Here is a 25,055-nt window from a genome sequence, read left to right as displayed (position 1 = left end):
CCCCCCCCCCCCCCCCCCCCCCCCCCCCACCCTTCCCTATTTGTTGATCCGGTGTCTGTCCGGGATCAGTCCTTCTTGAACGCGTCCTTGATTTTCTCGCCTGCCTGCTTGAGATCAGCTTTGACCTGCTCGCCCCTGCCTTCGGCCTTGAGGCTTTCGTCACCGGTCGCTTCGCCGGCGGCTTCCTTGCCCTTGCCGCCCAGCTTTTCGGCGGCATTGCCGATCTTGTCGTCCAAACCCATGGTGTCACTCCCTCGGTCCGCTGCCCGCCGGCGGGGCTGCCGGCGGATCCATTCCATCCTAACCACACCGGCAGAACAGCTTCGGGCTCAGTAGAGGTAAACGTCGACGACCAGCGCGGCCAGCTCATCGGAAACGGCGGAAACGGCAGGTCATGGGACAAACAATCCCATCGCCCCGGTCCAGCTCAGAATCGAATTCCAGAACACTGGCATTACGAACGCCGCAGCCGTCGACGTCGACGTCGACGTGACGCCGGCACGTCCCTCCCTGCGGACCAGCATCACGAGGGCGACGGCAGCGATCTTCGTAGCGCGCGCCGCATTGGGGGAGGGAAGAACGGCTCTCCGCACCAGACTTGCTTGCTAGAACTGTGTAGTGCCGCGCAGCCGCCGGGGGCGGCCATCCGGGTCCACGACGAGGCGGCTCATCGGAACCGCCCAGAGACGTTGGCGGGGCGACACCGGCTCTGGATTGTGGTGGCGCACGTGTCCGGTGGGGCGAGGGGAGCGGTGCCCGGTTTCATGCCATTGGTCGAGAGCGTCTGCGGTGGTGTTCCAAAGCTTGAGCCCAACCGCCGGGTCGTGGAGTTGGGGATCGTCCTGGTCCAGGCCCAGGTGTTCGGCCCAGAGTTGGAGGCGGAGCGCGTGGACCAACGGCCGGGACGTACTGTGGCCGGTGTTTGTGCCGGGCGGATCCCCGTTGTCCGAAGTGGTGTCGAGTACGGCGCAGGTGAGCTCGCTGTCGGTGGTCCAGGACCGGCGGTTAAAGTTGTCCGAGCCGCAGGTCATCCAGATGTCATCGATGATGCAGATCTTGGCGTGGACGTAGATCGGAGTTCCGGTGCTGTTCTCCAGGTCGAACACGCCGACCCTGTCCGGCGCGACCCGGCGCAGCATCCTGATGGCACGCAGTTGCCCGATCCTTATCGCCGGGCCTGCGAGAGGACCGTCGGAGTCCGGGTAGCGGGGCACGACGGCGATCACCTTCAAGCCGGGGTTCCGTTCGAGGGCCTCCGCAATTCCCGCTGCGACCTCTGTTGACCACAGGTACTGGTCCTCGATGTAGATCAGCGAGCGGGCGCGGGCGAAGGCTTTGGCGTAGCCGCGGGCAATGCTGCGTTCCCCTTCGGGGGCGAACGGGAAGGGGGGACGTTTCACCCCGTAGGTGCGCAGCAGTTGCACGGCGTGAGGGCCCGCCGGTGGTGGCGGCGGTGCAGTGGCCGGGAGCGGTTCTGGGTGCCGGGGCATTCGGGCCAGACGTTGCAGCAGCATCCGGTAGGGGGTACGTCGGTCCAGGGGATGGGGGTCGTTCCACCGTTCAGCGAACACGGCCAGCACATCTGCCACAACGGGGCCACGCAGTTCGAGGGTCGCGTCGTGCCATGGGGGTCGTTTCCCGTACCGGGAATCCATGGTCACTGCTTGCGGGTCTCCCGCGTGGTCGGCATCATCTCGGCGGCTGTGGGAAAGGTCGAGCCCGCCAACGAACGCGACGTCCCGCGACGGATTGTCACGATGGCGGATGACGAAGAGTTTTTGGTGATGGGAACCGAACAGGCGTACACGCTGATCCAGCAGGACTTCTCCGCCGGCGTCGTTGATCTGACGACTTAGCAGCTCGTTGGATCGGCCGCTGATCGGGGCCGATACACGCTCTCCGTGGGATCTCCAGACAAGGCCCCGCACTTCCACTCCCGTGCGGGCCAACCCCGCTAGCAGATCCCCGATTGACGGTCCGTCCGCCAGCAGGCGCTCGTCGGCGTCGCCGCGCCAGTCAGTGAACCACACCCGGTCTCCCGGCCGCAGAGACGTCAGCTCCTCATGCAGTCGGGCGAAGTAGGTCGCGCCATGAATCAGCGGCCGCACAAGGTTGCCCTCCGACCAGGACGGCGATCCGGCACCGCCCGCATGCACCTCAGTGGCCAGATTCCCCCGCTCAGCGCGACTCAGGAACCATGTACCAGCATCACTGTCCACTCGATCCTTCTTTCGGGGCCCGCGGCCAAGCCGCTCGTATCCGGTCTCCAAAATAGCCTACGACTGTGCCGACCAGCGTCACCGACCGGGTCATAGCCCCAGGCATTCGCGGAATACCTGATGACTTGGCCGGTCCTCGGGTCGATGACCGGAATGCGGACGCCGTGTGCGACAGGGCGGGGCCGATGCCAAGGCCAACGCGTTCCCGGCATGTGTCGGCGGTCGCGCGGTTTTCGGTCGACCGGAGCATGAAGGTGGATGTCGTGGCGCAGCAGCAGCTTCGAGACCCGGTGCCAGGCCCGGACCAGATCCCGGGCCGCGTCCTGCCCGGGATCCGGCACGATGACCTCGGTGATTTGGTCCAGTTTCAGCAGCCTGGCCACGTGGAGGGCATCGTTCCGGCCTGTTTTTCCCGGTCACCTGAGGGCCGCTGGAGTTTTGACGGGGCAGCGAAGGCGACGAGGTCCACGTGCAGGTAGCCTGGGTCGCCGTCCGGTCAAAATCTGAATCGCAATGGCCGAATACTTCACGGAGCCCTCCGCCCAGGGACTCTTTTCAAGGTTTTCTCAAGGTCCCGGGCAGTACCGTGTGATTGCGCGCCGCCACCACCCGGTCCACATGTGAAAACCGGACCACCGAGGGGGCGACGTCGTGAATTGACCACTGGTGGGGGAGGGCTGACACATGAACCGGTTCCTGAGGCTTTGCATTGCGGGGTTGCTTCGTGATCACCACCAATCGGTGGTGAAGGCCGGCGTCGTCGGCCACCCGAAAGAACGGAGAGTCTCATGACCAGAATCAGAACTAGATCCAGAACCAGCTTCGCGTTGGGGCGCACCAAGCTCGTGACCACCTTGGTGGCGGTGGGGGCCATGGCCGCCGCGCTGCTGTCCCCGACGGCCGCGTACGCCGCCGTGGACAACCCCGTCGCAACCCCGCTCGTATCCTTCACCTTCGACGACAGCCAGCTGAGCGCGCTGACGCAGGCCGCGCCGGTGCTGCAGAAGTACGGGCTCACCGGAACCAGCTACGTCATCAGCAACTGCGTCGGCATGACGACAGTGCCGAACACCTGCCGGTCCAATACGGATGTCCCGTACATGACGTGGGACCAGATCACTCAGCTGCAGAACACCTACGGTTGGGAGATCGGGTCGCACACCGTCGACCACCAGTGCCTGGTGAGCGTCGGAAACGACTGCCAGGCCGCCAAGCTGACGGCCGCTCAGGTGGATGCCGAGTTGGCCGACAGCAAGGCCGCGCTGGCGGCGCACGGCTTCAACGCGACCGCCTTCGCCCCGCCGTACGGCGACTATGACCCGTCGGCGCTCGCCCAGGTGGCCAAGTACTACAGCTCGATGCGCGGCTTTGCCGACACGGGCAACAACATCTGGCCGCTCGGCGACTTGCTGCTCCGCGACGTCCCCGTCCAAGAGGTCACCACCCCGGTCGCGACCCTGAAGGCGAAGGTCGACGAGGCGATCGCGAACAAGACGTGGGCCGTGTTCACCTTCCACGACATCAGGCCGGCGCCGAGCCAGGTCCCGGACGACTACCAGTACGGCACGGCGGAGCTGGACCAGCTGGCCGCGTACGTGCAGACCAAGGTGGCGGCCGGCCAGATCAAGAACGTCAACATCAGCAAGGGCCTGGTGAACGGCAGCCCCAACAAACTCGCGAATCCGACCTTCAACAACGGCATCGGCGACGGATGGCGCACCGACTCCCCGTCGACGATCACCGCGGACGCCGCCAACAATGGGAGCTACCCCGACTCCGCCAAGTCGGTGAAAATGGTCTCGGGTGCCACGGCGGGTCACCTGTTCTCGCCGACGGTTCCCGTCTCGCCGACGACGAGCTACGTGTACAAGACCTTCCTCAACGTGGCCGCGATCACAACCGGTGAGGTCGGGTTCTACGTCGACGAGTACAACGCGGCCGGACAGTGGATCTCCGGGCAGTTCCGCCTGCGCGAGAACACGCGGTGGGTGGAGTCGATGAACTTCACCTACACGCCGAGCTCGGCCAATGTGGCCTCGGCCAGCCTGCAGATCTCGGTGACCGGCACCGGCATCACGGCCTACGTGGACAACGCGCAGATGCTGGCGCTCGGCGCAGAGACGACGCCGCCGCCGGCGCCAGGTGCGTCGAAACGGTTGAATGATTTCAACGGTGACGCGAAGACTGATCTGATCGCACGGGACGCCTCGGGGGAACTCTGGCTGTATCCGGGCACGGGTACCGGGGACTGGCTCAAGCGGATTGATCTGGGGGCCGGGTGGAATGTCATGTCCACGATTGTCAGTGCCGGGGATTTCAACGCCGACGGCAAGGCCGACGTGATCGCCCGGGATAAGTCCGGGGAACTGTGGTTCTACCCGGGGACCGGGACCGGAGACTGGTCAACGCGCCAGAACCTGGGGGCCGGGTGGAATGTGATGACTTCGATTGTCGCTCCGGGGGACTTCAACGGTGACGGCAAGCCGGACGTCATCGCCCGGGATTCCTCGGGTGAACTCTGGCTGTATCCGAACAACGGGGCCGGCGACTGGTTCAAACGCGTCGACCTGGGGTCCGGGTGGAACATCATGAGCTCGATCGCTGCCCCGGGGGACTTCAACAACGACGGGAACGTGGACCTCGTGGCCCGCGACACCAGCGGTGAATTCTGGCTCTATCCCGGTAACGGCAAGAACGAGTGGCTCAAACGCGTCGACCTCGGCGCGGGCTGGAACACGATGAACGCAATCACCGCACCGGGGGACATGAACAGCGACGGACGTCCCGACGTGATCGCCCGCGACAGCACCGGCGAGCTGTGGCTGTACCCGAACAACGGGACCGGAGACTGGTTCAAACGCATCGACCTGGGTTCAGGCTGGGGCCCGATGACTGCCATCCTCTAGCCAGCAACACCAAAACGAAGACCCGCGCAGCCGCGGCGTAGCAAGAGCCCGGGTGACCTGCAGGATCCTGCAGATCACCCGGGCTCTTTAACGACCAGCGCACTGACGAGGGCCAAGGACCGGGGACAGCTCGCTCATTCACAGATTGAGGTTTCTTGTTGTGGACGCCCCTGTCGACCACGCCACTCCAGATCCGTCCACCTATCGTGGGTAGTCCAGGCGGATGTTCTCCGTGAGCTGCACGGTCTCATAGGAGGTCCCGGGGCCGCTGGTAAACAGGGACACCGTTATGGAGGCAGGGCCTCGCCTGTAGTGGACGCTCCCGGCGGAGACGGTCAATGTCACGGTTTCGGTCTCACCCGTACATGGCCGTTGCCCGGACCCGGCGCCGCCATCGACTGTTGGTCCGTGGCGGTTGGCTTGGGTGAGGAGTATCCCCACGCCGGCGGTCCGGCCTTCCTCGCATCGGTAGCTAATGCGGACCTGAGCCTCGGCGCCGTGGCCATGGAGCGTTCCGCTAACCCTGCGCAGCGACTCTTCGCCGTCGGCTTTTGCCGGCGCCGCAATTGTGAGCAGGGCAAGAGTGCCGGCTATCGCAGCCCCGGCTAAACTGCTGTGCCGGTACCGGCGCCCGTCGTCGGGAGCGAGCCGTGGCCCGGGACCGGCCACTGCGCGCCAGCACCACGGTGTTATCAGCGCTTTTAGGAGCTGGGTCATGAATGCCCTTCCTCCCGAGGCCAGTGTGTCCTCGGGGTGCCGTCCATTCCCTGTCAGGGCAGCCCCAAGAGACTGGGAGCCTGGGACGGCGTGTTAGGGGCCGTGTGAAATCCACACACACCGCCCGTTCATTTCTGCCCTTCACCCGCTTAGCGAGGCCGGGTCACCAGGAGCGGTGGTGGCCCTTATTGTTGTCGTGCCGATTTCCGTGGTGGTCCCAGTAGCCGTCTTTGTCGTGCCGGCAGCCGTCCGGACCCGTCCAGGAACCGTTGTGGTCGTTGTCGTCACGCCAATTGCCGTTGTCGTCGCGCCAACCCCACCCGTCGGAGTTGCTGTGCCATCGGCCCTCGCTGTCCCACCGGCCGTGTGAAGTGTCGTGGCGGTTGTTGTCGCGCATCTGGTGGCGGTTCTCGAACGAAGACTGGTTCCAGGAGCTGGTTGAGGAAGTGGCGGCGGCGCTGGCGGGCAGCGCGCTGACGCCCAAGCCCAAAGCCGCCGTTACGGCCGTTGTTCCGATGACGCGAATAGCCTTGTTCATGAGCTCAATCCTTTACGAACCTTATCTCCCGGTCACCGAAGCGTCACCAGGCAGGCATGCTGCGGGGAGAGCCGCGAACCCGGAGTGCTGAGGCAATCCTGCAACCCGGGGCGCCTATCCAGTTCACGCCAATGGCCGCGCACCGGGTAGGGACTTTAGTCCCTCCCGAGGACCTTTCGGGCCGTTGGTCACACGGCCGAGACAACGCCGCTGCACCTTGGTGGCAAGCTCAGTGCCTCTCCGGGACGCGGCAACGTTGACCGGCTCAGGACCGGCCAGCGTCGATTCCGAAACGATGGGATGGCCGGCATTTCGGCGGAAGACAGGCGGCGGAGTTTGAGCCGGCCGACTTCATATCGGGGCCTCCTGGCATGTCTGTTTTATTCTCAGTGACCGGCGGTTTCAGGACGTCGACACGCTACAGAGGGGCCGCCGTTGACCGCGTGCAACGGCGTGAGTACTGTGAGTCAACTATCCATCCGCGCCGTGGAGGCAGCAATGGTCTGCAATTCCAAGAGCAGCACTGATTCCGAAGTCAAAACCCACTGGCGGGTACAAGGTCTTCCGGCCGGCGCCGCCGACCTTGGCGGGCCGATTCCGCTGGCCAAGGAGTAAAGAGCATGCCTGATGAAAATAAGGGCGAGGTCCGCTGGTTGCTGCAGCCAGAGGAACAAGATTATCCGGGCGCGGCAGCTTATCTTTCCTTACTTGAATCCGACGATGTCGTAGCCTCCATTGTTGCGGCCCTCATGGTCGCCCCAATCCAGCATCGCAAGGCGAAGGACATTCTGCGGGCCGCCAGGCTGGCGCTGCTTCCCGAGGACAACGCCCACGTGGCCTCGGACCTGAAGAAGATCAAGGAAGGCAAGAAGCTCTCGCCCATCCTGATGGTGACGGGCGACCTGGCGCGGGGCATTCCCGCGCACGTGGCCGATGGCTACCACCGGGTGTGCGCAAGCTACTACACGGACGAAAACACCGACATTCCACTCAAACTGGCTGACGCGCCCCGGTAACCTCCGCAAGCCAACCGCAATGCCGGCAAAAGGAGGAACTTGTCATTCTTTCAGCTTTCGCTGATCGCCGCGGTCGCTCTCCTCGGGCCGCTGCTGGCGCTCCCCGAGAAATGGCATCTTCCTGTGGTGGTGGGGGAGTTGCTGGCTGGTATCGCCATCGGGCGCTCGGGTCTGGACATGGTGGACTCCTCGGATCCCACGTTCACCTTGGTGGCCGACGTCGGGTTCGCCCTCATCATGTTCGTCGCCGGGACGCATGTCCCAGTGCGGGACGCAGCCATCCGCCCTGCACTGGGTGGTGGCGCCCTGCGAGCCGGCATCGCTGCGGTGCTCGCGGGCGTCGTCGGAATCGTCATTGCCTTTGCCTTTGGCACCGGGCATGCTCCCCTTTACATCGTTCTGCTCGCTTCCTCTTCGGCAGCCCTGGTCCTGCCGATCGTCGATTCGCTGCGGCTGACGGGACCAAAGGTCCTGATGACGACGGCACAGGTTGCGGTAGCGGACATCGCCTGCATTGTGGCGCTTCCACTTGCTGTTGACCCATCCAATGCGCCGAGGGCGGCCCTCGGGGCAGGGCTCGTCGCGGGGTGCGCTGCGGTTTTGTTCTTTGTGCTTCGCTGGCTGGAGCGCAGCGGCACGCGCGGGCGGGTGCATGACGTGTCCGAGGGCCGGAAGTTCGCCCTGGAGTTGAGGATCCAACTTGCTCTGCTTTTCGCGCTCTCCGGGCTTGCCGTCGCGGGCCACGTGTCCATCATGCTGGCCGGGTTCTCCTTCGGCCTGGTGGTCGCAGCGGTGGGCGAACCCCGGCGGCTGGCTCATCAACTCTTCGCCGTCAGTGATGGCTTTCTTGGACCGGTTTTCTTTGTCTGGTTGGGCGCGTCGCTGGATCTGCGAATCCTTGCGGGAAGCCCCAGAATGATTCTCCTCGGGATTTGCCTTGGCTTGGGAACCCTGCTGGTCCATGGAAGCCTGCGGCTAGTCGGCCAGCCTCTGCCGCTTGCGGTGCTCGCAGCGTCCCAATTGGGAGTGCCGGTTGCCGCTGCCACTATCGGCTCCCAATTGCATTTGCTGGAACCGGGAGAATCCGCGGCCATTATCCTCGGGGCGCTCATCAGCACGGCGGCAAGCACCGTCGCAGGCTCGCGGGCGGCCCGCACGTTTTCGCGGGGCGCCGCGGCGCCGGCGGGCAAGCCATTTGAGGGCGGCCCGACCGTGGCTGCGTAGTTCGCCTAAGCTGCAGCGCTATCTCCGCTCTACCCCGGTGCGTGAGGTCACCCGGCGCGGATGAGGTGCCGTACTTCACTGGGGGCACAGGATGGAACTGCGGCGGTCTGTCGGATCTCGATTGACCGGCCCGGACTGTGAGGAACATCAGTGGAATCGGTACCAGCTTCACGACACGACTGCGCCGGCTATGAGGCCGACGGCAGAGCATTCAACGGAAAGAGGTCGACAAAATGAGTACTGCCCATCATCCTGTCGCTTCAACTGGCTGGACCGGTTGGGTCAGGTTCGCCGGAGTCATTCTGGTCATCAACGGCGTTTTCAGCGGCCTTCAAGGTCTCGTCGCGCTCACCGGGCCCGATACCTACTATTTGTCGACCCCGGGCGCGCTTTTCATCTTCGATGCGAAGGGGTGGGGCTGGTGGAATTTGGCTCTCGGGGTGCTTTTGATCCTCACCGCTGTCGCGCTCTTCTCTGGTGCAACGTGGGCCCGAGTCGTTGCTGTCGTCGTTGCGGGCGTCAGCGCGGTCGTTCAACTGATGCTCATTCCGGCGCAGCCCTGGTGGTCGTTGATCGTCATCGCCATCGACGTGCTGATCATCTACGCGATCATCGCCCACGGCGACGAGTTACGGACCGGAGAATAGCCGCCGAACCGCCTCGCAGCGGGGTCGGAACACCGCACGTTCACCGTCTTGCATTTACGGAGCAGCCCGGGCAAGTCTTAAAAGCAATGGCAATGTGCTCACCACCCGGCCGTGCCCGGGCCGCCCTTGAACGGACCAACGATTTGCGTGGTGATCCAGCCGCCGTAGAAGTCACCTTCCTGGAAGGTCACCTGCTCGCCGTTGACTTCGCAGGAGTCCATGTGGGCCGGGTAGAGGGCCACCCGTGTATTGAGCGCCTCGAAGCCCCGGGCGGGTTCCGGGTAGGTCCACCCGCCGCGAGGAACAACGACTCCGCCGGCAACGACGTCGAAGTAGTGCGCTTCCCCCTTGAACTCGCAGAAGCTGGTGCCCTCTGCCGGGACGAGTACACCGGCAGTGAATGAGTCCGAGGGCAAGTAGTAGACAGGGGGATGACTCGTCTCCAGGACGCGCACAGCATCGGTGGTGTCGGCAATCACCTGCCCGCCAAGCCGGACGATAACCCGTTCGGTTCGCGGCTCGATCCTTGGCGGCCGCGGGTACTCCCATACCGATTCTTGACCGGCCTTGGGTTTGATGGGCTGTGGACGCCGGAAGAAGCCGGAAGAACCTTGAGCAGGACTCATGTCCCCATGCTGCCATCTTTTGCTGGAATGCCACCATAGCCCAAGAGCAGGAAGAGTGACAGAAGGTTTCGGCCGGTTCATCGCGGCGGTCGAAGTGCTCCGGCGGCCTTGCTGGCAAGCCGATCATTTCGGCTGTCTGGGCGACCCCACGGAACGAACTGTGGTGTCGACCGCATCCTACGAAGCCAGAGCCTTCGGCGTGGGATCTGGAATGTCCTGACGAATTCCGCATTTCCTTCGTTGCAGGCAGGAACTTTGTTCCCAGGCCTGCTGCGGGGATAACAGCTTTGTGCCCGGTTCGCCTTCATCCGCGGTTGAATACAGTCTTGTACGTCCGCACCGGCAGGCCGCCGAGCCAGGGGAATCTGTGCCGCCCGGGGTCGTTAGCCGGCGGGACTCACCGGTTGGTCTAAAAGCGTCCAGAGCGGGAAGTCCGTGGCCCCACAGGTCTAACAGCGTGAGGTTGCTGTGCACGGTGCCGGTACGCTCGTCGGCCGGTTCGCCGGGAAGCCAGCCGGGTTCCCGGACGGAATACGGGTGCCATGGTTGGTGGGGACTTCGCGCAGGGTCCGGTTGAGCGCTTCGAGAGGGCCTGCCCCTGAGGCGTGGGTTCGTATGCCGCGGCGTCAGTCGGGGCGGCCCGCGGTGGTGGCCCTGCCAGGCTGCGGGTATTTGCTGGGTAGTCCGGTGCGCCCAGGAATCGGAATCGTGGAGCTGAGGCGGCTGCGGGGGAGGGGCCGATGGGTGCGGCGCCGGGCCGGCGTGAGGAAACACAGGCCACGCTCCCTCTGCGGAACGCCGAGGCCAACTTCGAGCCGCTGCGCCATGGTGATGCTCGACGCCGATCCCCCGAGGAGCCATGCCTAGCGGGAACCTGTTTACAGCCCCTCATCGGCGCCGTATGGTGCTCATCTAGCAAGGTTTAACACAACCTTGAGAACGGAAGACGAGCACCATGAACAAGAACAAGATTGCCGTGACGGCCCTGGCCGTCGCGAGCTTGGTCGTGGCCTTGCTGGCCGGCGGCCCCACCGTGGCGGCCCAGGCCGCCGAAAAGCCGCTGATCGGCCTGACTTTTGACGACGGGCCCTCCCCCCAGCGCACCGCGTTCGTCCTCGACGTCCTCAAGCAGAAGGGCGTCAAGGCAACGTTCTTCCTTGAAGGCTCCCACGCCCAGCAGTACCCCGACCTCGTCCGCCGGATCAAGGCTGAGGGGCACGTGATCGGCAACCACTCGTGGGACCACGCCAATTTCCCCGACATAAGCCAGGCGGAGCAGAAGCAGCAGATCGACCGCACCAACGACGCCATCAAGGCCGTCACCGGTGAGGCGCCCAAGCTCATGCGCTTCCCGTTCGGCAACAGCACCCCTTATGCGGCGGGCTACCTCAAGACCATTGGTATGAGCGGCGGGGTTCTCTGGCACTGGGACGTCGGCAACCCCGGCGACTTCGAGTGCCCCGGTGCGGCGGGAGTCCAGAAGTATGTGATGGCGGAGGCTGCACCCGGCGCGATCATCCTGCTCCACGACGCTGAGGATGTCTTGTCCTGCCCCTCGACGCAGTGGACGTACTTGGCCGCCACCATCGACGCACTGCGGGCCGAGGGGTACGAGTTCGGGGTGGTCGCCTCCTCCGCGACGGCCAATCCGGTCAACCAGGGCTCGCCGGCCGTCGTGGTCGCGCCCGCCGGAGCCCAGCCGCCAGCGTAGTCCGCACGCTGAACCTGACGGGCCGCGCGGCTGAGGCGGCTCCGGCGTCCTGGGGAATGCCGGAGCCGCGAACGGGTTCTGTTCCCAGCCGAGAATCCGAACCTGATATTCCTTAACAAATCCTGGGCAGAACTGGACTTGGGCGTATGGACTTTCCCTGGGACGAATCGCGACGGGCGTTCACCGACGCGGCGGAGTGGTTTGTGCACACGTCCGCCCTCGTCGGTGACCGGTGGGACAGGCCAGGCCTAGGCGAATGGGATGTTCGCGCCCTCGTCGGCCACACCAGCCGCTCCCTTCTGACAGTCGAGACGTACCTTGCCCGTCCTGCTGCGGCCGTCGAAGTCGCCTCCGCTGCGGAATACTTCCGCGCGACGAGGGCCGCCGCCGCCAGCCCGGCTGTCGCGGCGCGCGGACGCGACGCCGGAACCGCTTTAGGCACCGAACCCGCAGGCGTCGTAGCGGAGATCGCCGCACGCGTGATTCCGGTTGTCGATGCCCACCACGGTTCCGAGCTGGTGACGACGGTCGCGGGCGGCATGCGGCTTAGGGACTACCTGCCCACCCGCACGTTCGAGTTGGCCGTCCACACCGCGGACCTCGCCAAAGCGCTCGGATTGCCGGCTGACGTCCCAGACACAGCTGCTTTGCAGGCACTTGAAATAGTCGCCGACCTCGCTGTAGCCGGGGGTGTTGCCGGATCGCTCCTGCTCGCCGCCACCGGCCGGCCGGGCCTTCCGCCGGGCTTCTCGGTGCTTTGACGCGGTGCGGTGACCTAGAGGCGGCGTGAGCGCACGGACGGCGGCAGCGCCGGAAGTGGTGGACGTCAGCGGCAGGGAGCGTAGGGGACTGCGGTGGCCGCGGAAATGTATCCCGGAGTGGGTCGGCGCTGGGACTTATGGCCCGTGACAGCGGACTCGGCAGTCTGGAGGATTGCCCGATGATGAAGTCGCAAAACATGAGACACCCTTCCAACCCGGCCATAGTGTTCGCTGGGCTGGTGGCATTGGGCTTCCTGTTCCGGCGCTTTCAGTTGCGCTGGGGTGCTACCGCCGCCGAAGCCGGCGGCGGACTTCCGGGCGACGAATTCCTGTCCGTTGCCGATCTGCAGTCAACGCGGGCGATCAGTATCGAGGCCTCAGCAGATGCAGTGTGGCCCTGGTTGGTACAGATGGGTCAGGGACGTGGCGGACTCTACAGCTACGACTTCCTTGAAAACCTCGCCGGCCTGGACATCCACAGTGCTGACCGTATCCACCCGGAGTGGCAGGACATCAAGGCCGGCGACCGCTTTCACCTGGCCCCGGCTGCTTCCGCAGACCTCGAAGTCGGCCTGGTGGACCAGGGAAACGCCCTCGTGCTGCGCGTTCCTCCCGGTTCCCCGCCCGGGCCGTTCGATTTTTCCTGGGCATTTGTCCTGCAGGCACAGTCCGACGGAACCACGCGGCTTCTGGGGCGGGAGCGCTATGCCTACCGGCAGTGGTGGGCCCGGTGCCTGGTCGAGGCGGTGGAGGTTGCCAGTTTTATCATGTCCCGGCGGATGCTCCAGGGGATCAGGAGCCGCGCGGAGGGCAACCAGTAGAAGCATTTCCTTATGCCTGCTTGGATAGTGACGGCAGGCCGGCAGAACCGTCGGGTGCCGGTTAACCGGCAGAGGAAGCGAACCAACTAACCTCGGATCCTTGTGATCGGCCCGAGTCTCGGGGCGTAGGTGGTCACTTGTCGTCTGGGCGGGCCCGGTGAAGCCAGTCACCGAGCAATGCGGCGAGGAGCTCGGGTCGCTCGTGCATGAGGGCGTGGCCGGCGCCGTCGGCTACCAACAGGGTGGCGTGTGGATAGTGCTGGAGTAAGTCCATTGCATCGGTGTACCCAACGATCGAATCCTGTCGTCCGGCCGCGATCAGCGTCTGCGCCGGGAAGGTGCCCGATCCGACGTCGACAGCCCATCCGGCGAAGATCCGGCCCAGCCCAGTCGCGTCGACGAGCGTCGTGCCCGGAACGACATGGCCGCGGTAACGGCGTGCGGTGGCCGGTGTGCGCACGACGAAGTATTCATCGAAACCGTGCCGTTGCTCAGGTTCGAGTTCGTCGTACGCGTTGGCGTCCTGACAAACGACCTCATGGGCTGGCACATTTTGTGAGCGCTCGGCGACGGGGCACAGCAAGGCCAGAGCGCGCACGATGTCCGGCCGCTGTGCGGCGACCCCGCGCGCAAGGTACGCGCCGTAGGAATGCCCAAGCAGCATCACCGGTCCGGCCCCCAGACGATCAATGAATCCGGCGATGAGCGCGACCACATCGTCGTTGCAGCCCAAGTGGCCGGTCGTGGAGCGTCCCATTCCTGGCAGATCCGGATAGATCCGCCGGTATCCATAGCCGGGGACGACGGCCTCGATGGCGGCCTCAATCTCGCGGTGATCAACACCGGCGCCGTGAAGCGCAATAAGGGGCACGCCCCGACCGTGCTCGACGTAATGAATCAAGACGTCGTTGATTCGTCGCTGCATGTCAACATCGTATTGATTGATGCGTGACAGTAACACCACCCCAAAGTAAGTGGCCTCCCGGTGCCCGCCGGCCGAGAATCTTGTCGGCGCCCCGTCGCGGTCTTGCGGGGATATCTGGCGCGTCTCGCTCCAGCTTCAGTCTCCGACGCCCTCTGCCAGGCCCTGACGGAATGACACGAGACGCGTCTGCATTTCCCAGTACGGAGTGGCGGCTGGCAACGGCTTGCCGTCACGTAGGGCGTTGACCAGGTTCACCGCCGCGTCAACTGCTGCGCGGTACGGCAGGGAGCCGGAACTCACACGCCGGACCCCAAGTTCACCCAGCTCGGCAACCGTCAGCGAGGGATGTGCCAGCACGTTGACCGGCAGCCCGATGCCGGCGGTGATGATCTGGATGTCTTCCGGGACCACAAGTCCGGGGACAAAGATGCCGTCCGCCCCGGCACCGGCGTAGGCCGAGGCCCGCCGCAGGACGGCATCCACAGTGGCCTGTTCACCGAACCATATGTTGTCCACCCGGGCGTTGATGAACATAGCCGGGCTGCGTCGCTTGACGGCGGCAACTTTGTCGGCGAAGGCTGCCGGATCGACCAGGTGCCCGCCCGTGCTGTCCTCCAGGTTTACCCCGGCCACGCCAAGGGCAGCCAGTTGGGCCACAAGTTCCGCAACCTCGGCGGGGTCCTCGGAGTAGCCGTCTTCGATGTCCGCCGTGACGTGGACAGGCAGGCGGCACATCTGGGCCACCAGTGCGGCGGTTGCCGCCTTGCTGGACCGGCCTCCGTCCGGCAGGCCGGCACTTGCCGCTATGCCAAAGCTGGTGGTGCCGACGGCCGGGAATCCTGCTGTGGCAAATGCCAAGGCGGATCCGATGTCCCAGGCATTGGGCAGCAGGAGTGGCGTAGCAGTGTGGTGGAGTTCCCGAAAGGTCGCCATTTTCATTGCCATCCTCTGCCTACCGCATGGTGAATGCGTGTTCAGTCTACAAAATCGTCCGGGCGGTGCAAGGGATCCATTCATCCGGTCGCTGGGGCCACGTTATCGTTGGTCCAGCACATCTAATCAGGAGGCGCCATGCCTTACGTTGTTGACTTCGAGAACGTTTCTATTGTCGGTCTGGAATCGTCTCCGGTCGCCGGGGCGCTCGCTGGGTTGCGCGCCAATGAGGGGCGCTACTACCGCAACAAGTATGGCCATGTTTTCACCGTGAGCCCTGCAAGCGAGGTTCCGGAGGTGGTCGACCGGGTGAGCCGCATCCTCAAGGAAGAGCGTGACATCGTCATCGGGTCGCGCCCGCTCGAAGCGACCGCCTTCGAGGTGGACGGTTTGCGGATGGAATACGTGTTCTACGAGTCCGGGCTGTCGATCAACATCATGTACAGCATCGAAGATGGCGGGAAGCGAGCCGTGGGATTCAAACTGGCGGAAGGCATGGAGATTCCGCAGGAACTGGCATCACGCTTCAAGTTCGCCCGCCAGAAGTCGAAACTGGCCGGGGTTGTCCGCGGCCCCTATTTCGTAATCAAGGGCGAGTACTGATCAGGTGTCAGGACCCAGGGCGCCCCGGCCACTGTTTGCCGGCCCACGGGTCGTAGTCGGCGATGAGCTCCTCCTGCGGCGGCCGCTCATTCTCGGGTACGTGCTGCAGGTTCACCCGCACCCGGTACCAGAGCGAACTCGATCCGCGCATCCCGTCGACGAGGACGTCGGCGGGGCGCAGGGCCGGGACGAGGTTCGCGTGCCGGCCCTTCCATTCCTCGAGCGCCGCGAGCGCCTCGGGTTTGGACTTGGTCCGGGCCACCTCGATTAGCGGCATCGCCGACTGCCGCCGGCCCGAGCCGTCGCTGCCGCGCGGCGGCTTTTCGGCGGGGCCGAGCTGGGCAGCCAGGGCGAGGAGTCCGTCGAGAGTCCCGACCGCGTCGTCGAGTCCGGCGTGGGGATCGCCCGCCGCTGCGAAGCGTTCCAGCACCGTGGGCACCGTGAATTGTTCCGGCCGGGTGGAGGAAACCTCGGCCCAGGTGAGCGGAGTCGAGACCCGGGCGTCGGGCAGGGGCCGGATCGAGTACGCCGACGCCACCGTGCGGTCCTTGGCGTTCTGGTTGAAGTCGACGAACACACTCTCGCCGCGCTCCTCCTTCCACCACCGGGCGGTGGCGAGGCCCGGGGCGCGGTTCTCGACCTCGCGGGCGAGGGCCTCGGAGGCGAGCCGCACGTCGCGGTACGACCACCGGGGCGCAATGCGGACCAGGATGTGGAGTCCCCGCGAACCGCTCGTTTTCGGCCACCCCACCAGGCCGACGTCGTCGAGCACCTCCCGTGCGACATAGGCGACGTCAACGATCTGCGACCAGTCGACGCCCGGCATCGGGTCGAGGTCGACCCGGAGCTCGTCGGGGTGCTCGAGGTCCTCGGCCCGCACGGGGTGCGGGTTAAGGTCCAGGCATCCGAGATTCACGACCCACGCCAGGCCCGCAGCATCCCGGATGACGGCCTCTTGGGCTGAGGTCCCCGATGCGTAGTGCAGCGTCACCGTGTCGATGAAATCGGGGTGGTTTTCAGGCACGCGCTTCTGGAAGAACGGCTCAGCGCCGATCCCCTTCGGGAAGCGCTTGAGCACCATGGGCCGTCCGCCGGCGCCCCGCAGCGCGCCATCCGCGACGGCGAGGTAGTAGCGAACCAAGTCGAGCTTCGTCAGCCCGGGCTCGGGGAACACCACCTTGTCCGGACTCGAGATGCGAACCTCGGTGCCGGCAATGTTGAGGATCTCGGCCGGGGTCTTGGACAGGGGCATGCCGCCACGCTAGCAATGATCGGATGTCCCGGCCAGACCAGCTGCGCGGCAGGGGAATTTGTCCCGGTAAATGCCCGGGCCTGGCCCTTGCGCCGCTGCATGCGGACCTGATCCCCGCAGCAGCTGAGGCCGACACGCCGTCGGGGCATGGGCCTCAGCTGTCGCCTTGTCAGTCCACCTGTGCCGTCAGACCGGCGGCCTCGATCGCCGTCGAGGCCGCGGTCTCGTCGTTGTCGGAGCTGTCGCCGCTGATGCCGACGGCACCCTGGATCGTGCCGTCGTTATCGCGTACCAGTACGCCACCGGGTACCGGGATGAGCCGGCCACCCAGAGTGGCGGTCACCGCCGCGATGAAGTAAGCCTGCTGCTCGGCGCGCTCCATGATGGCACGCGAGCCCATCCCCAGAGCCAACGCCCCGTACGCCTTGCCCTGTGCGATCTCAAATCGGTTATTCGAGGCGCCGTCCTGGCGCGCGGCGGCGATGACGTGGCCGCCGGCGTCGAGCACGACGACGGTCAGCGGTTTGAACCCGTGCTGCTGGGCCGCCGCGAGGGCGTCGGCGATGATGGAGTTTGCTGTTTCCAATGTCATGCTCATGATGCGTTCCTCGCCAGATCTTCGGTGTGCTTGTGCGCCGCACGGCGCCGGTGCAGGACAGGCTCGGTGTAGCCCGACGGTTGTGCGGCGCCGTCGAGGACGAGTTCGCGGGCCGCGAGGAATGCCTCCGTATCGAACGCCGGGGACAGGGGCGTGTAGCCAGGGTCCGAAGTGTTCTGTTCGTCGACCACCGCGGCCATTCGCCGCAGTGACGCTTCCACCTCTTCCCTGGTGACGATGCCGTGCAGAAGCCAGTTGGAGACGTGCTGTGAGCTGATGCGGCAGGTGGCGCGGTCTTCCATCAGTGCTGTGCCGTGGATGTCGGGGACCTTGGAGCACCCGACGCCGTCGTTCACCCAGCGGACTACATATCCCAGCGTGCTTTGGATGTTGTTGTCCAGCTCGTTGCGCCGGTCATCGGCGGACCACTCGGCGGGGTCACCGAGAGGGATGGTGAGCAGCTGCCGCAGGGTCGAGCGCCGCTTCCCGGCGAGTTCGGCCTGCCGGGCGTCAACGTCGACCTGGTGGTAGTGGATGGCGTGCAGGGTCGCGGCGGTCGGCGAGGGGACCCAGGCACAGTCGGCGCCGGCGAGCGGGTGCGCGACCTTCTGGGCGAGCATGTCCGCCAAGTTGTCCGGAGCCGCCCACATGCCCTTGCCGATCTGGGCCCGACCGCTGAAACCGCACTCCAGCCCGATGTCGACGTTGGCGTCCTCATAGGCCGCGATCCAGCTGGAGTTACGCATGTCGGCTTTGCGGACCATGGGGCCGGCGAGCATTGAGGTGTGGATCTCGTCGCCGGTGCGGTCCAGGAATCCGGTGTTGATAAACGCGACCCGGTCCCGTACCTCCCAGATGCACGCCTTCAGGTTGGCCGATGTGCGGCGCTCTTCGTCCATAATGCCGATCTTCAGGGTGAGGGGTTCTAGGCCCAGCACTGCCTCGGTGCCAGCCAGCAGGGCACAGGCAACGGCGACCTCAGCCGGTCCGTGCATCTTCGGCTTCACGATGTACATCGACCCGGCCCGGGAGTTGTGGCCGGCGTGCGGCCCGCGCAGGTCGTGCACGGAGCCGAGGCCTGTGAACAGGGCGTCGAGGATCTCCTCGGGGACCGGAGCGCCGGCAGCGTCGAGCACGGCGTCGCTGGTCATCAGGTGGCCTACCTGGCGGATCAGCAGCAGCGAGCGGCCCGGCAGGGTCAGCTCGGAGCCGTCGGGTGCAGTGTAGGCGCGGTCGGGGTTGAGCCGCCGGGTCCGGGTACGTCCGCCCTTGGCGACCTCGGCCGTCAGGGTACCCTGCATCAGCTGCAGCCAGTTGCGGTAGCCGGCCACCTTGTCCTCGGCGTCGACCGCCGCCACAGAGTCCTCAAGGTCCATAATGGTCGTGGTCGCGGACTCCAGCACAATGTCCTTAACACCGGCCGGGTCGCCCGAGCCGATGGAGTGGCCGCGGTCGATCTGGATTTCCACGTGCAGTCCGTGGTGCACGAGCAGCACGGCCTCGGGCTCGTCGGCTGCTCCCCGGTAGCCCGCGAGCTGCCGCGGATCTGCCAGCCCCCGTGGACCGTCGGGCGTCTCGGCGACGAGGGCGCCGTCTGCGATCCGGTAGGCGGTGACATCGGCGTGAGATGCGCCCGCCAGGCTGGTGTACTCATCCAGAAACTGCCGCCCGTGTGCGACGACGGCGGCACCGCGGACGGGGTTGTAACCGCCCGTGTGCTCGCGTCCCTCCGCGTCGTCGATGACGTCGGTGCCGTACAGCGCATCGTACAGCGACCCCCAGCGGGCATTGGCCGCGTTGGCCGCGAACCGGGCATTCAGCAGCGGGACCACCAATTGGGGACCGGAGACCGTCGCGATCTCGGGGTCAACCCGGTCGGTCGTGATGGTGAAGGCGCCGGGCTCCTCGACCAGGTAGCCGATCGAGCGGAGGAAGTCCTCGTAGTCATCCGGATCCACGGGCGTTGCGCCATGTGAACGGTGGTACTCGTCGATCTGCTGCTGCATCCGGTCACGGGTGTCCAGCAGTTCCCGCACCCGCGGCGAGAACTCCGCGATCAGCCCGGCGGCGCCAGCCCAGAATGTCTCCATCTCAAGCCCGGTCCCAGGTAGCGCTTCGTCCCGGACGAAGGAGTAGAGCTCTTCGGCGACGCGGAGCCCGTTGGTCTCCAAGTGATTTGGCATACCGACCATCCTTCTACAGTTTTCGTAATGTGGAAAAAAACTATCAATATATAGAACCTAGCCAGCGCAGGCCCGCCTGTCAACGCATCCTGCCCGGCGCGGCAGGATGCAGCGCCGCGCCGGAGACCAGCTGTTGACTGTGATTTGAATCGCACGTACCCTCGATCAACTGAAAGAATTCTTTCACAATGCGGAATTCAAGAGCCTGAGTGGATTCCTGGCCACAGGGCTATCGCAGACCCCAGATGATTGCTCGGAGAAAACAAAGGAGTTTTTGTGAGTCCAAGATTTGAGCCTTTTCAGCAAATCATCGATCCGATAGCGGGTTCCCTCGCCATCTCAGCCATGGTGGCTGCACTTCCGCTGCTGTTGCTTTTTGTTCTTCTCGGGGTTTTTCGGGTCAGGGCGCCCAAGGCAGCCATCGCGAGCCTGTTGCTATCCATCGTGCTTGCCATCGTGGGCTGGCGTATGCCGTTCGGCCAGGTGCTCAGCGCCGGCGCCCAGGGTGCCTTCTATGCCCTTTTTCCGATCCTGTGGATCCTCGTCAACGCCCTGTGGGTATACAAGCTCACGGTGGACACGCCCTGGTTTGAGGTTTTAGGCCGGACCATCCGCTCCATTTCCAATGACCTGCGTATTCTGGCGATCCTGGTCGCCTTCTGTTTCGGTGCGCTGCTTGAGGCGTTGGCGGGCTTCGGCGCGCCTGTTGCGATTTCGGCGGCGATGCTCATGGCTGCCGGTATGAAACCATTGAAGTCAGCCATCGTTGCGCTGCTGGCCAATACCGCCCCCGTGGCTTTCGGAGCGATGGCCGCTCCGATCATCGCCCTCAACGGGGTTACCGGCATCCCGCTTCATGACCTGAGTTCCATGGCGGGCCGCCAGACACCCTTCGTCGCGGTCCTCGTCCCGCTCATCCTGGTCTTCATCGTTGATGGCAAGCGGGGCATCCGGCAAACCTGGCCGGTGGCCCTGGTCTCAGGCATTGTCTTCGGCCTGGCGCAATTCCTTGCCTCGAACTTCTTCGTGGTTGAACTCACCGACGTCGTGGCCGCAATTGTGACCGTTGCGGCGGTCCTGCTCATGCTGAGGTTCTGGCAGCCGGCCGAGATTATCGGAATGAACGACGTCGCGGGCAGCGACGCTGCCGACGTCCCGCTTGTCAGCGCTGGCAAGCAGACCCGCACCGGATATGGAACGTCCTCCGGTCTGGGCGGCGTGAGCCGGGGCGGTGCGGCCGCACCGGCCGGCACGCCCGAAAAAACCGGTGGCGCCGCTGTGAGGCCGGCCAACGGCGAGGTGTGGATGGCTGTTGCCCCATATCTGATCATTATGGCCGTGTTCTCCATCGCACAAATCCCGGTTGTGAAATCCTGGCTCACGTCCGTCGGGTCAGTCACGTTCGAATGGCCCGGGCTGGACGCCGTGGATCCTGACGGGCACCCGGTCTCCGCCCACAAGTTCAAACTTGACCATCTCAAGGCCACCGGGACGCTGCTGCTGATCTCGGGAATGATCACTATGGCGCTGTACAGGCTTGCACCCCTTCGGGGTATCCGGATCTATCGCGACACGCTGTCCCAGCTGCGGTGGACTATCGTGACCGTCACCTCGGTTCTTGCGCTGGCGTTTGTCATGAACGTCTCCGGGCAGACCAACTCACTGGGAATCGCCCTGGCGTCCGCCGGGGGCTTCTTCGCCTTTTTATCCCCGCTGCTCGGATGGATCGGCGTTGCACTCACCGGCTCGGACACCTCGTCCAACTCACTGTTCGGGCAGCTGCAGGTCACCGCCGCGCAGCAGACGGGCCTCTCGCCAACGCTGATGGCGGCGTCCAATTCCTCAGCAGGGGTGTTGGGGAAAATGCTTTCCCTGCAGAACCTGGCCGTCGCCTCCGCCGCTGTTGGGCTGGACGGGGCGGAGAGTGTTCTCTTCCGGAAGCTCATCGGCTGGAGCCTGGCCCTCCTGGCGTTCATCACCATCCTTATTGTCCTGCAGTCCACCCCGGTTTTGGGATGGATGGTTCCCTAGACAACGACCGGCGTCCCGGGCGCCAGTCTGGCGCCCGGCGACACGTGCACGGGGCCCTTGCCCGATCGAGAAAAATCAAAAAAACCCATAGAGAGCAGGCCTTGTGAGCACTCACGTTAGCGAGATCAATTCAGAGGCCGGAGCGAGGCTCGTCGCCGCGGCCCGGCACGGTTCGACTGCCGAGGCCGACCGCATGAACGTCAATACCGACCGGTCCGGGTACACGCCCGATACACTGCCGGACGGTGTCGTGTACGCGACCAGCATCAACGACGTCGTTGAGACCATGGTCCGCGCGACGGCGGGGAGCGTTCCCATCGTCGCCAGGGGTGCCGGTACCGGCCTGGCTGCCGGTTCGGCTGCCAGGGCAGGCGAGATTGTCCTTGATCTGTCAGGTATGAACCGAATCCTGCGCCTGGATCCGTTGGAGCAGATCATCGTCGTCGAGCCCGGCATCCTCAACGCAGAGGTCAACGCCGCCGCCGGCGAACACGGTCTCTTTTACGCCCCGGATCCTGCCAGCACCGCCATCTGCTCCATCGGCGGAAACATTGCCACCAACGCCGGCGGCATGCGGTGCGCCAAGTACGGCGTCACGCGTGAGTCCGTCCTTGCGCTGAAGGTTGTGCTGCCCGACGGGCGGCTCCTGGTAACAGGCCGGGAAACGATCAAGGGCGTCACGGGGTATGACCTCAACGCCCTCATGATTGGATCCGAAGGGACCCTCGGGATCGTCGTTGAAGCGACGTTGCGTCTACGGCCGCTCCCCGTGGCGACGGCAACCGTCGCGGCATTCTTCCCGGACATCGTTACCGCCGCCCAAGCCGCCTCGGCCATCATTGCTGCACGTATCACGCCCTCCGTGCTGGAGCTGATGGACGGCGGGACGCTGTCGGCCGTTGATGCCGCACTGGGGACCGACTATCGAAGCCGCGGGGGTGCCTTCCTCCTCGCTCAAACTGACGGGTACGGGGCCTTCCTTGAACAGGAGGTGCTCATTCAAGCCATTGCACCGCTCGCGTTGTCCTACGAAAAAGCCACGGACCCGGATAGAACCGCCGAACTGTTGAGAGTGCGTCGAGAGGCCATTCCTTCCCTCGAATTGTTGGGCAACGTCTGCATAGGTGACGTCGGTGTTCCGCGCGGACGCCTCGCCGAGATGGTCATCGGGATCGAGGAAATTTCACACCGCACTGGAGTCAGGATCTTTACCGTTGCCCACGCCGCCGACGGCAACCTGCACCCGATGATTGTCCTCGACGCAAACCAATCCGCCACGGACGGACCAGCGAAAGCTGCGCTTGGTCAGATGTTTCATTTAGCCCGGAACCTGGGCGGCACACTCACCGGGGAACATGGAGTTGGAATCCTCAAGCGCGACTGGCTGCGCGACGAACTGGGGACCGATTCCCTCGAACTGCAGCACGCCATCAAGAAGGTATTTGACCCGCTCGGCATCCTCAACCCGGGCAAGGCAATCTAGGGGTTTCGAACTGCGGCTAACACGGGGCAGCCGCTCCGCAGACCCACACCCCGATGTGGGCCCGTGAACAGCGCGGCGTGACGTAAAAGGCGAGGGCCTCCGGAATCGATTTGGGTTATCCTGCCCATCTCGAGGCCAGGAGGCCCTCTCCTCCCACCCTGCCCATGGCGATTGCGTCCACACCGGCCCGCGACCCGGCCCCATTTCTGCCGTGGTGTCATTGCCTGATTGCTGACCTGCTCGCAGGGTATGGCGGCATCGCGGGACAACACGCTGTTCGCGGCAGTATGGTGTGCTCGTAGGAGGGCATGGGTATGAGTGAGAAGTCGCAAGGGCAGGCCATTTCCCTGTGGATCGCCACTGCGGAGGGCACGGGTTATGCCTCGCTCGGCACCGACATCGATGTCGACACCGCAGTGATCGGCGGGGGCGTTGCGGGCCTGACTGCAGCGCTGGCGCTGAAACGGGCCGGCCAATCGGTCGCGGTGATTGAGGCGGCGCGTGTGGGTACAGGTGTCACGGGGCACACCACCGGTAAGGTGACCTCGCTGCACCGCCTGGTGTACACCGAGCTTGCCGGGCGCCACGGCACTGACGCTGCGGGCAGCTATGGGCAGGCGAACCAGGCCGCCGTCGAACACATCGCGCGCGTCGTTTCTGATGAGGGCATCGACTGCGGTTTCCACCGGGTACCCAACTTCACCTACGCCGAAACCGACGAGGCCCTGAGCCTCGTCCGGAACGAAGCCGCTTTGGCCGCCAGGCTCGGCCTTCCTTCCATCTTTACCGCCGATGTGCCGCTGCCCTTCGCGGTCAAGGGCGCCATCCGCTTTGATAATCAGGCGCAGCTCCACGCTGTGAGATACCTGCAGGGCCTTGCCCGCGCGGTCGACGGCGCGGGCAGCTTTGTATTTGAGGATTCCCGGGCGCTGACGCTCCGGGACGGTTCCCCGGTTGTCGTGGAAACGGCGCGGGGATCCGTCCGTGCGCGGGATGTCATTGTGGCCACCAATGTCCCTTTCGGCGACCAGGGAAGCTTCGCTGCACGGAACATCCTGCACCGCTCCTACCTCGTCGCCAGCCGGGCGGGATCCGCGCCGCTGGAGGGGACGTACATCAGTGTCGACGAGCCGATGCGTTCGATTCTGGCCGTTGACATCGATGGCACCGGTTACGTGCTCGCCGGAGGCGAAGGCCACCGGGCGGAGGACTCCGGCGACACGGCAGAGCGCTACCGACGCCTGGCCGCTTTCAGCCGTGACCGCCTCGGCACCGGTGAGTCGGCATTCCGCTGGTCCACCCAGGATGGCATCCCCATTGACGGGCTGCCGTATGTCGGACTGATGTCCCCGGACTCCGCCCACGTGCATGTGATCACCGGTTTGCGGAAATGGGGCCTGACCAACGGCACCGCCGCGGCCCTGATCCTTGCCGACACCCTGTGCGGCCGGCCCAACCCCTGGGCGCGTGTATTCGACAGCAACCGGGAGCCCCGGGGAGGGGGCACAGCGGCGGCTGGCCAGAGCGTTTCAACTCCGCCCCGGCCGCAGCAGGCGGCGCCCCGCCAGGAAGACAAGGATGCTCCCGTAGTTCCAGCCCCGGGGGAGGGGGTAGTCATCGAAAAAGACAGCGAAAAGATCGCCGTCTACGCTGATCCGGCCGGCAATTTACGGTCGGTCTCGGCGATCTGCACGCACTTGGGCTGCACTGTCGAGTTCAACGCGGCGGATGTGACCTGGGACTGCCCCTGCCACGGCTCCCGGTTTGCCACCGACGGCACAGTCATCCAGGGTCCCGCCAGTATCAACCTCGCCTCCCGGCCCGCAACCCCCTGATCGAGCCTGATCCCGACTCACAGGGT

22 protein-coding genes and 2 pseudogenes are annotated in these 25,055 nt (G+C 65.1%); 14 read left to right on the top strand and 10 right to left on the bottom strand.

Translation table 11 applies throughout. The features are described from left to right. Positions 1 to 65: 65 nt before the first annotated feature. Both QCD75_RS16990 and QCD75_RS16985 read right to left on the bottom strand, forming a co-directional pair. A complete protein-coding gene (locus QCD75_RS16990; RefSeq protein ID WP_301230531.1) occupies positions 66 to 242 on the bottom strand; it encodes a CsbD family protein in 177 nt (58 codons plus the stop codon). A gap of 363 nt (positions 243 to 605) precedes the next feature. Continuing rightward, on the bottom strand, positions 606 to 1,655 hold the full coding sequence (locus tag QCD75_RS16985) for a phospholipase D-like domain-containing protein (protein ID WP_301230529.1): 1,050 nt from the start codon (positions 1,653 to 1,655) through the stop codon (positions 606 to 608). A 9-nt stretch (positions 1,656 to 1,664) separates the two neighbouring features. Here QCD75_RS16985 and QCD75_RS16980 point away from each other — a divergent pair, with 9 nt between their 5' ends. Beyond that, positions 1,665 to 1,856: a hypothetical protein gene (locus QCD75_RS16980; protein WP_301230527.1), complete on the top strand. Its 192-nt coding sequence runs from the start codon at positions 1,665 to 1,667 to the stop codon at positions 1,854 to 1,856. Between the two features lie 620 nt (positions 1,857 to 2,476). Here QCD75_RS16980 and QCD75_RS22385 read toward each other — a convergent pair. Further along, positions 2,477 to 2,670 (bottom strand): annotated as a pseudogene (locus QCD75_RS22385) (IS110 family transposase); the annotation flags it as partial. A gap of 337 nt (positions 2,671 to 3,007) precedes the next feature. Between QCD75_RS22385 and QCD75_RS16975 the strand changes: the two are divergent. Next, on the top strand, positions 3,008 to 5,125 hold the full coding sequence (locus tag QCD75_RS16975) for an FG-GAP-like repeat-containing protein (protein ID WP_301230526.1): 2,118 nt from the start codon (positions 3,008 to 3,010) through the stop codon (positions 5,123 to 5,125). 408 nt (positions 5,126 to 5,533) lie between these two features. After that, positions 5,534 to 5,734 carry a hypothetical protein gene (locus tag QCD75_RS16970; protein WP_301230524.1) on the top strand — a complete coding sequence of 67 codons (201 nt, stop codon included), beginning with the start codon at positions 5,534 to 5,536 and terminating at the stop codon, positions 5,732 to 5,734. Positions 5,735 to 6,005: 271 nt separating this feature from the next. On the opposite strand, the gene QCD75_RS16965 is transcribed toward QCD75_RS16970, so the two are convergent. Next, positions 6,006 to 6,380: a hypothetical protein gene (locus QCD75_RS16965; protein ID WP_301230522.1), complete on the bottom strand. Its 375-nt coding sequence runs from the start codon at positions 6,378 to 6,380 to the stop codon at positions 6,006 to 6,008. A gap of 620 nt (positions 6,381 to 7,000) precedes the next feature. Between QCD75_RS16965 and QCD75_RS16960 the strand changes: the two genes are divergently transcribed. The 3 genes from QCD75_RS16960 (at position 7,001) to QCD75_RS16950 (ending at position 9,267) form a co-directional block, all read left to right on the top strand. Further along, complete coding sequence (locus QCD75_RS16960) at positions 7,001 to 7,396, top strand: hypothetical protein (RefSeq protein ID WP_301230520.1); 396 nt, start codon at positions 7,001 to 7,003, stop codon at positions 7,394 to 7,396. A gap of 39 nt (positions 7,397 to 7,435) precedes the next feature. Further along, entirely contained in the window at positions 7,436 to 8,620 is a 1,185-nt protein-coding gene (locus tag QCD75_RS16955; protein WP_301230518.1) for a cation:proton antiporter, read from the top strand. A 233-nt stretch (positions 8,621 to 8,853) separates the two neighbouring features. Next, a complete protein-coding gene (locus QCD75_RS16950; protein ID WP_301230516.1) occupies positions 8,854 to 9,267 on the top strand; it encodes a DUF7144 family membrane protein in 414 nt (137 codons plus the stop codon). 98 nt (positions 9,268 to 9,365) lie between these two features. On the opposite strand, the gene QCD75_RS16945 is transcribed toward QCD75_RS16950, so the two are convergent. After that, positions 9,366 to 9,893, bottom strand: coding sequence for a DUF427 domain-containing protein (locus QCD75_RS16945; RefSeq protein WP_301230514.1), 528 nt, complete (start codon positions 9,891 to 9,893; stop codon positions 9,366 to 9,368). On the opposite strand from QCD75_RS16945, the pseudogene QCD75_RS16940 reads away from it, so the two are divergent. From QCD75_RS16940 to QCD75_RS16925, 4 genes and pseudogenes are all read left to right on the top strand, one after another. Next, positions 9,892 to 10,107 (top strand): annotated as a pseudogene (locus QCD75_RS16940) (Y-family DNA polymerase); the annotation flags it as partial. The gene QCD75_RS16945 and the pseudogene QCD75_RS16940 sit on opposite strands and share 2 nt — an antisense overlap. Positions 10,108 to 10,848: 741 nt before the next feature. Continuing rightward, positions 10,849 to 11,604 (top strand): polysaccharide deacetylase family protein, encoded by a 756-nt coding sequence (locus QCD75_RS16935; RefSeq protein WP_301230512.1) that lies wholly within the window; start codon positions 10,849 to 10,851, stop codon positions 11,602 to 11,604. Between the two features lie 146 nt (positions 11,605 to 11,750). Beyond that, positions 11,751 to 12,365, top strand: coding sequence for a maleylpyruvate isomerase N-terminal domain-containing protein (locus QCD75_RS16930; RefSeq protein WP_301230510.1), 615 nt, complete (start codon positions 11,751 to 11,753; stop codon positions 12,363 to 12,365). A 197-nt stretch (positions 12,366 to 12,562) separates the two neighbouring features. Next, positions 12,563 to 13,186: an SRPBCC family protein gene (locus tag QCD75_RS16925; RefSeq protein ID WP_301230508.1), complete on the top strand. Its 624-nt coding sequence runs from the start codon at positions 12,563 to 12,565 to the stop codon at positions 13,184 to 13,186. 133 nt (positions 13,187 to 13,319) lie between these two features. Here QCD75_RS16925 and QCD75_RS16920 read toward each other — a convergent pair whose 3' ends face one another. Further along, positions 13,320 to 14,111: an alpha/beta fold hydrolase gene (locus QCD75_RS16920; protein WP_301230506.1), complete on the bottom strand. Its 792-nt coding sequence runs from the start codon at positions 14,109 to 14,111 to the stop codon at positions 13,320 to 13,322. Between the two features lie 135 nt (positions 14,112 to 14,246). Next, positions 14,247 to 15,044, bottom strand: a complete 798-nt coding sequence (locus QCD75_RS16915) for an isocitrate lyase/PEP mutase family protein (RefSeq protein WP_301230504.1) — start codon at positions 15,042 to 15,044, stop codon at positions 14,247 to 14,249. Positions 15,045 to 15,182: 138 nt separating this feature from the next. Here QCD75_RS16915 and QCD75_RS16910 point away from each other — a divergent pair, with 138 nt between their 5' ends. Continuing rightward, a complete protein-coding gene (locus tag QCD75_RS16910) occupies positions 15,183 to 15,647 on the top strand; it encodes a phage tail protein (protein WP_301230502.1) in 465 nt (154 codons plus the stop codon). Between the two features lie 7 nt (positions 15,648 to 15,654). Here QCD75_RS16910 and ligD read toward each other — a convergent pair whose 3' ends face one another. The 3 genes from ligD to QCD75_RS16895 all read right to left on the bottom strand — a co-directional run bounded on the left by ligD (position 15,655) and on the right by QCD75_RS16895 (position 19,680). After that, positions 15,655 to 16,899, bottom strand: a complete 1,245-nt coding sequence (ligD, locus tag QCD75_RS16905) for a non-homologous end-joining DNA ligase (protein ID WP_301230500.1) — start codon at positions 16,897 to 16,899, stop codon at positions 15,655 to 15,657. Positions 16,900 to 17,068: 169 nt separating this feature from the next. Further along, positions 17,069 to 17,497: a GlcG/HbpS family heme-binding protein gene (locus QCD75_RS16900; RefSeq protein ID WP_301230498.1), complete on the bottom strand. Its 429-nt coding sequence runs from the start codon at positions 17,495 to 17,497 to the stop codon at positions 17,069 to 17,071. Then, a complete protein-coding gene (locus QCD75_RS16895; RefSeq protein ID WP_301230496.1) occupies positions 17,494 to 19,680 on the bottom strand; it encodes a malate synthase G in 2,187 nt (728 codons plus the stop codon). Before QCD75_RS16895 ends, QCD75_RS16900 begins: the two co-directional genes overlap by 4 nt. 345 nt (positions 19,681 to 20,025) lie before the next feature. On the opposite strand from QCD75_RS16895, the gene QCD75_RS16890 reads away from it, so the two are divergent. The 3 genes from QCD75_RS16890 to QCD75_RS16880 all read left to right on the top strand — a co-directional run bounded on the left by QCD75_RS16890 (position 20,026) and on the right by QCD75_RS16880 (position 25,029). Beyond that, a complete protein-coding gene (locus tag QCD75_RS16890; RefSeq protein WP_301230535.1) occupies positions 20,026 to 21,711 on the top strand; it encodes an L-lactate permease in 1,686 nt (561 codons plus the stop codon). 193 nt (positions 21,712 to 21,904) lie between these two features. Further along, on the top strand, positions 21,905 to 23,194 hold the full coding sequence (locus tag QCD75_RS16885) for an FAD-binding oxidoreductase (RefSeq protein ID WP_441005507.1): 1,290 nt from the start codon (positions 21,905 to 21,907) through the stop codon (positions 23,192 to 23,194). 314 nt (positions 23,195 to 23,508) lie between these two features. Then, positions 23,509 to 25,029, top strand: coding sequence for an FAD-dependent oxidoreductase (locus QCD75_RS16880; RefSeq protein WP_301230493.1), 1,521 nt, complete (start codon positions 23,509 to 23,511; stop codon positions 25,027 to 25,029). Positions 25,030 to 25,055: the final 26 nt, after the last annotated feature.

This window comes from Arthrobacter sp. PsM3, from assembly GCF_030433895.1.
Lineage (GTDB): Bacteria > Actinomycetota > Actinomycetes > Actinomycetales > Micrococcaceae > Arthrobacter.
This window is presented reverse-complemented; position numbering and strand designations above follow the sequence as displayed.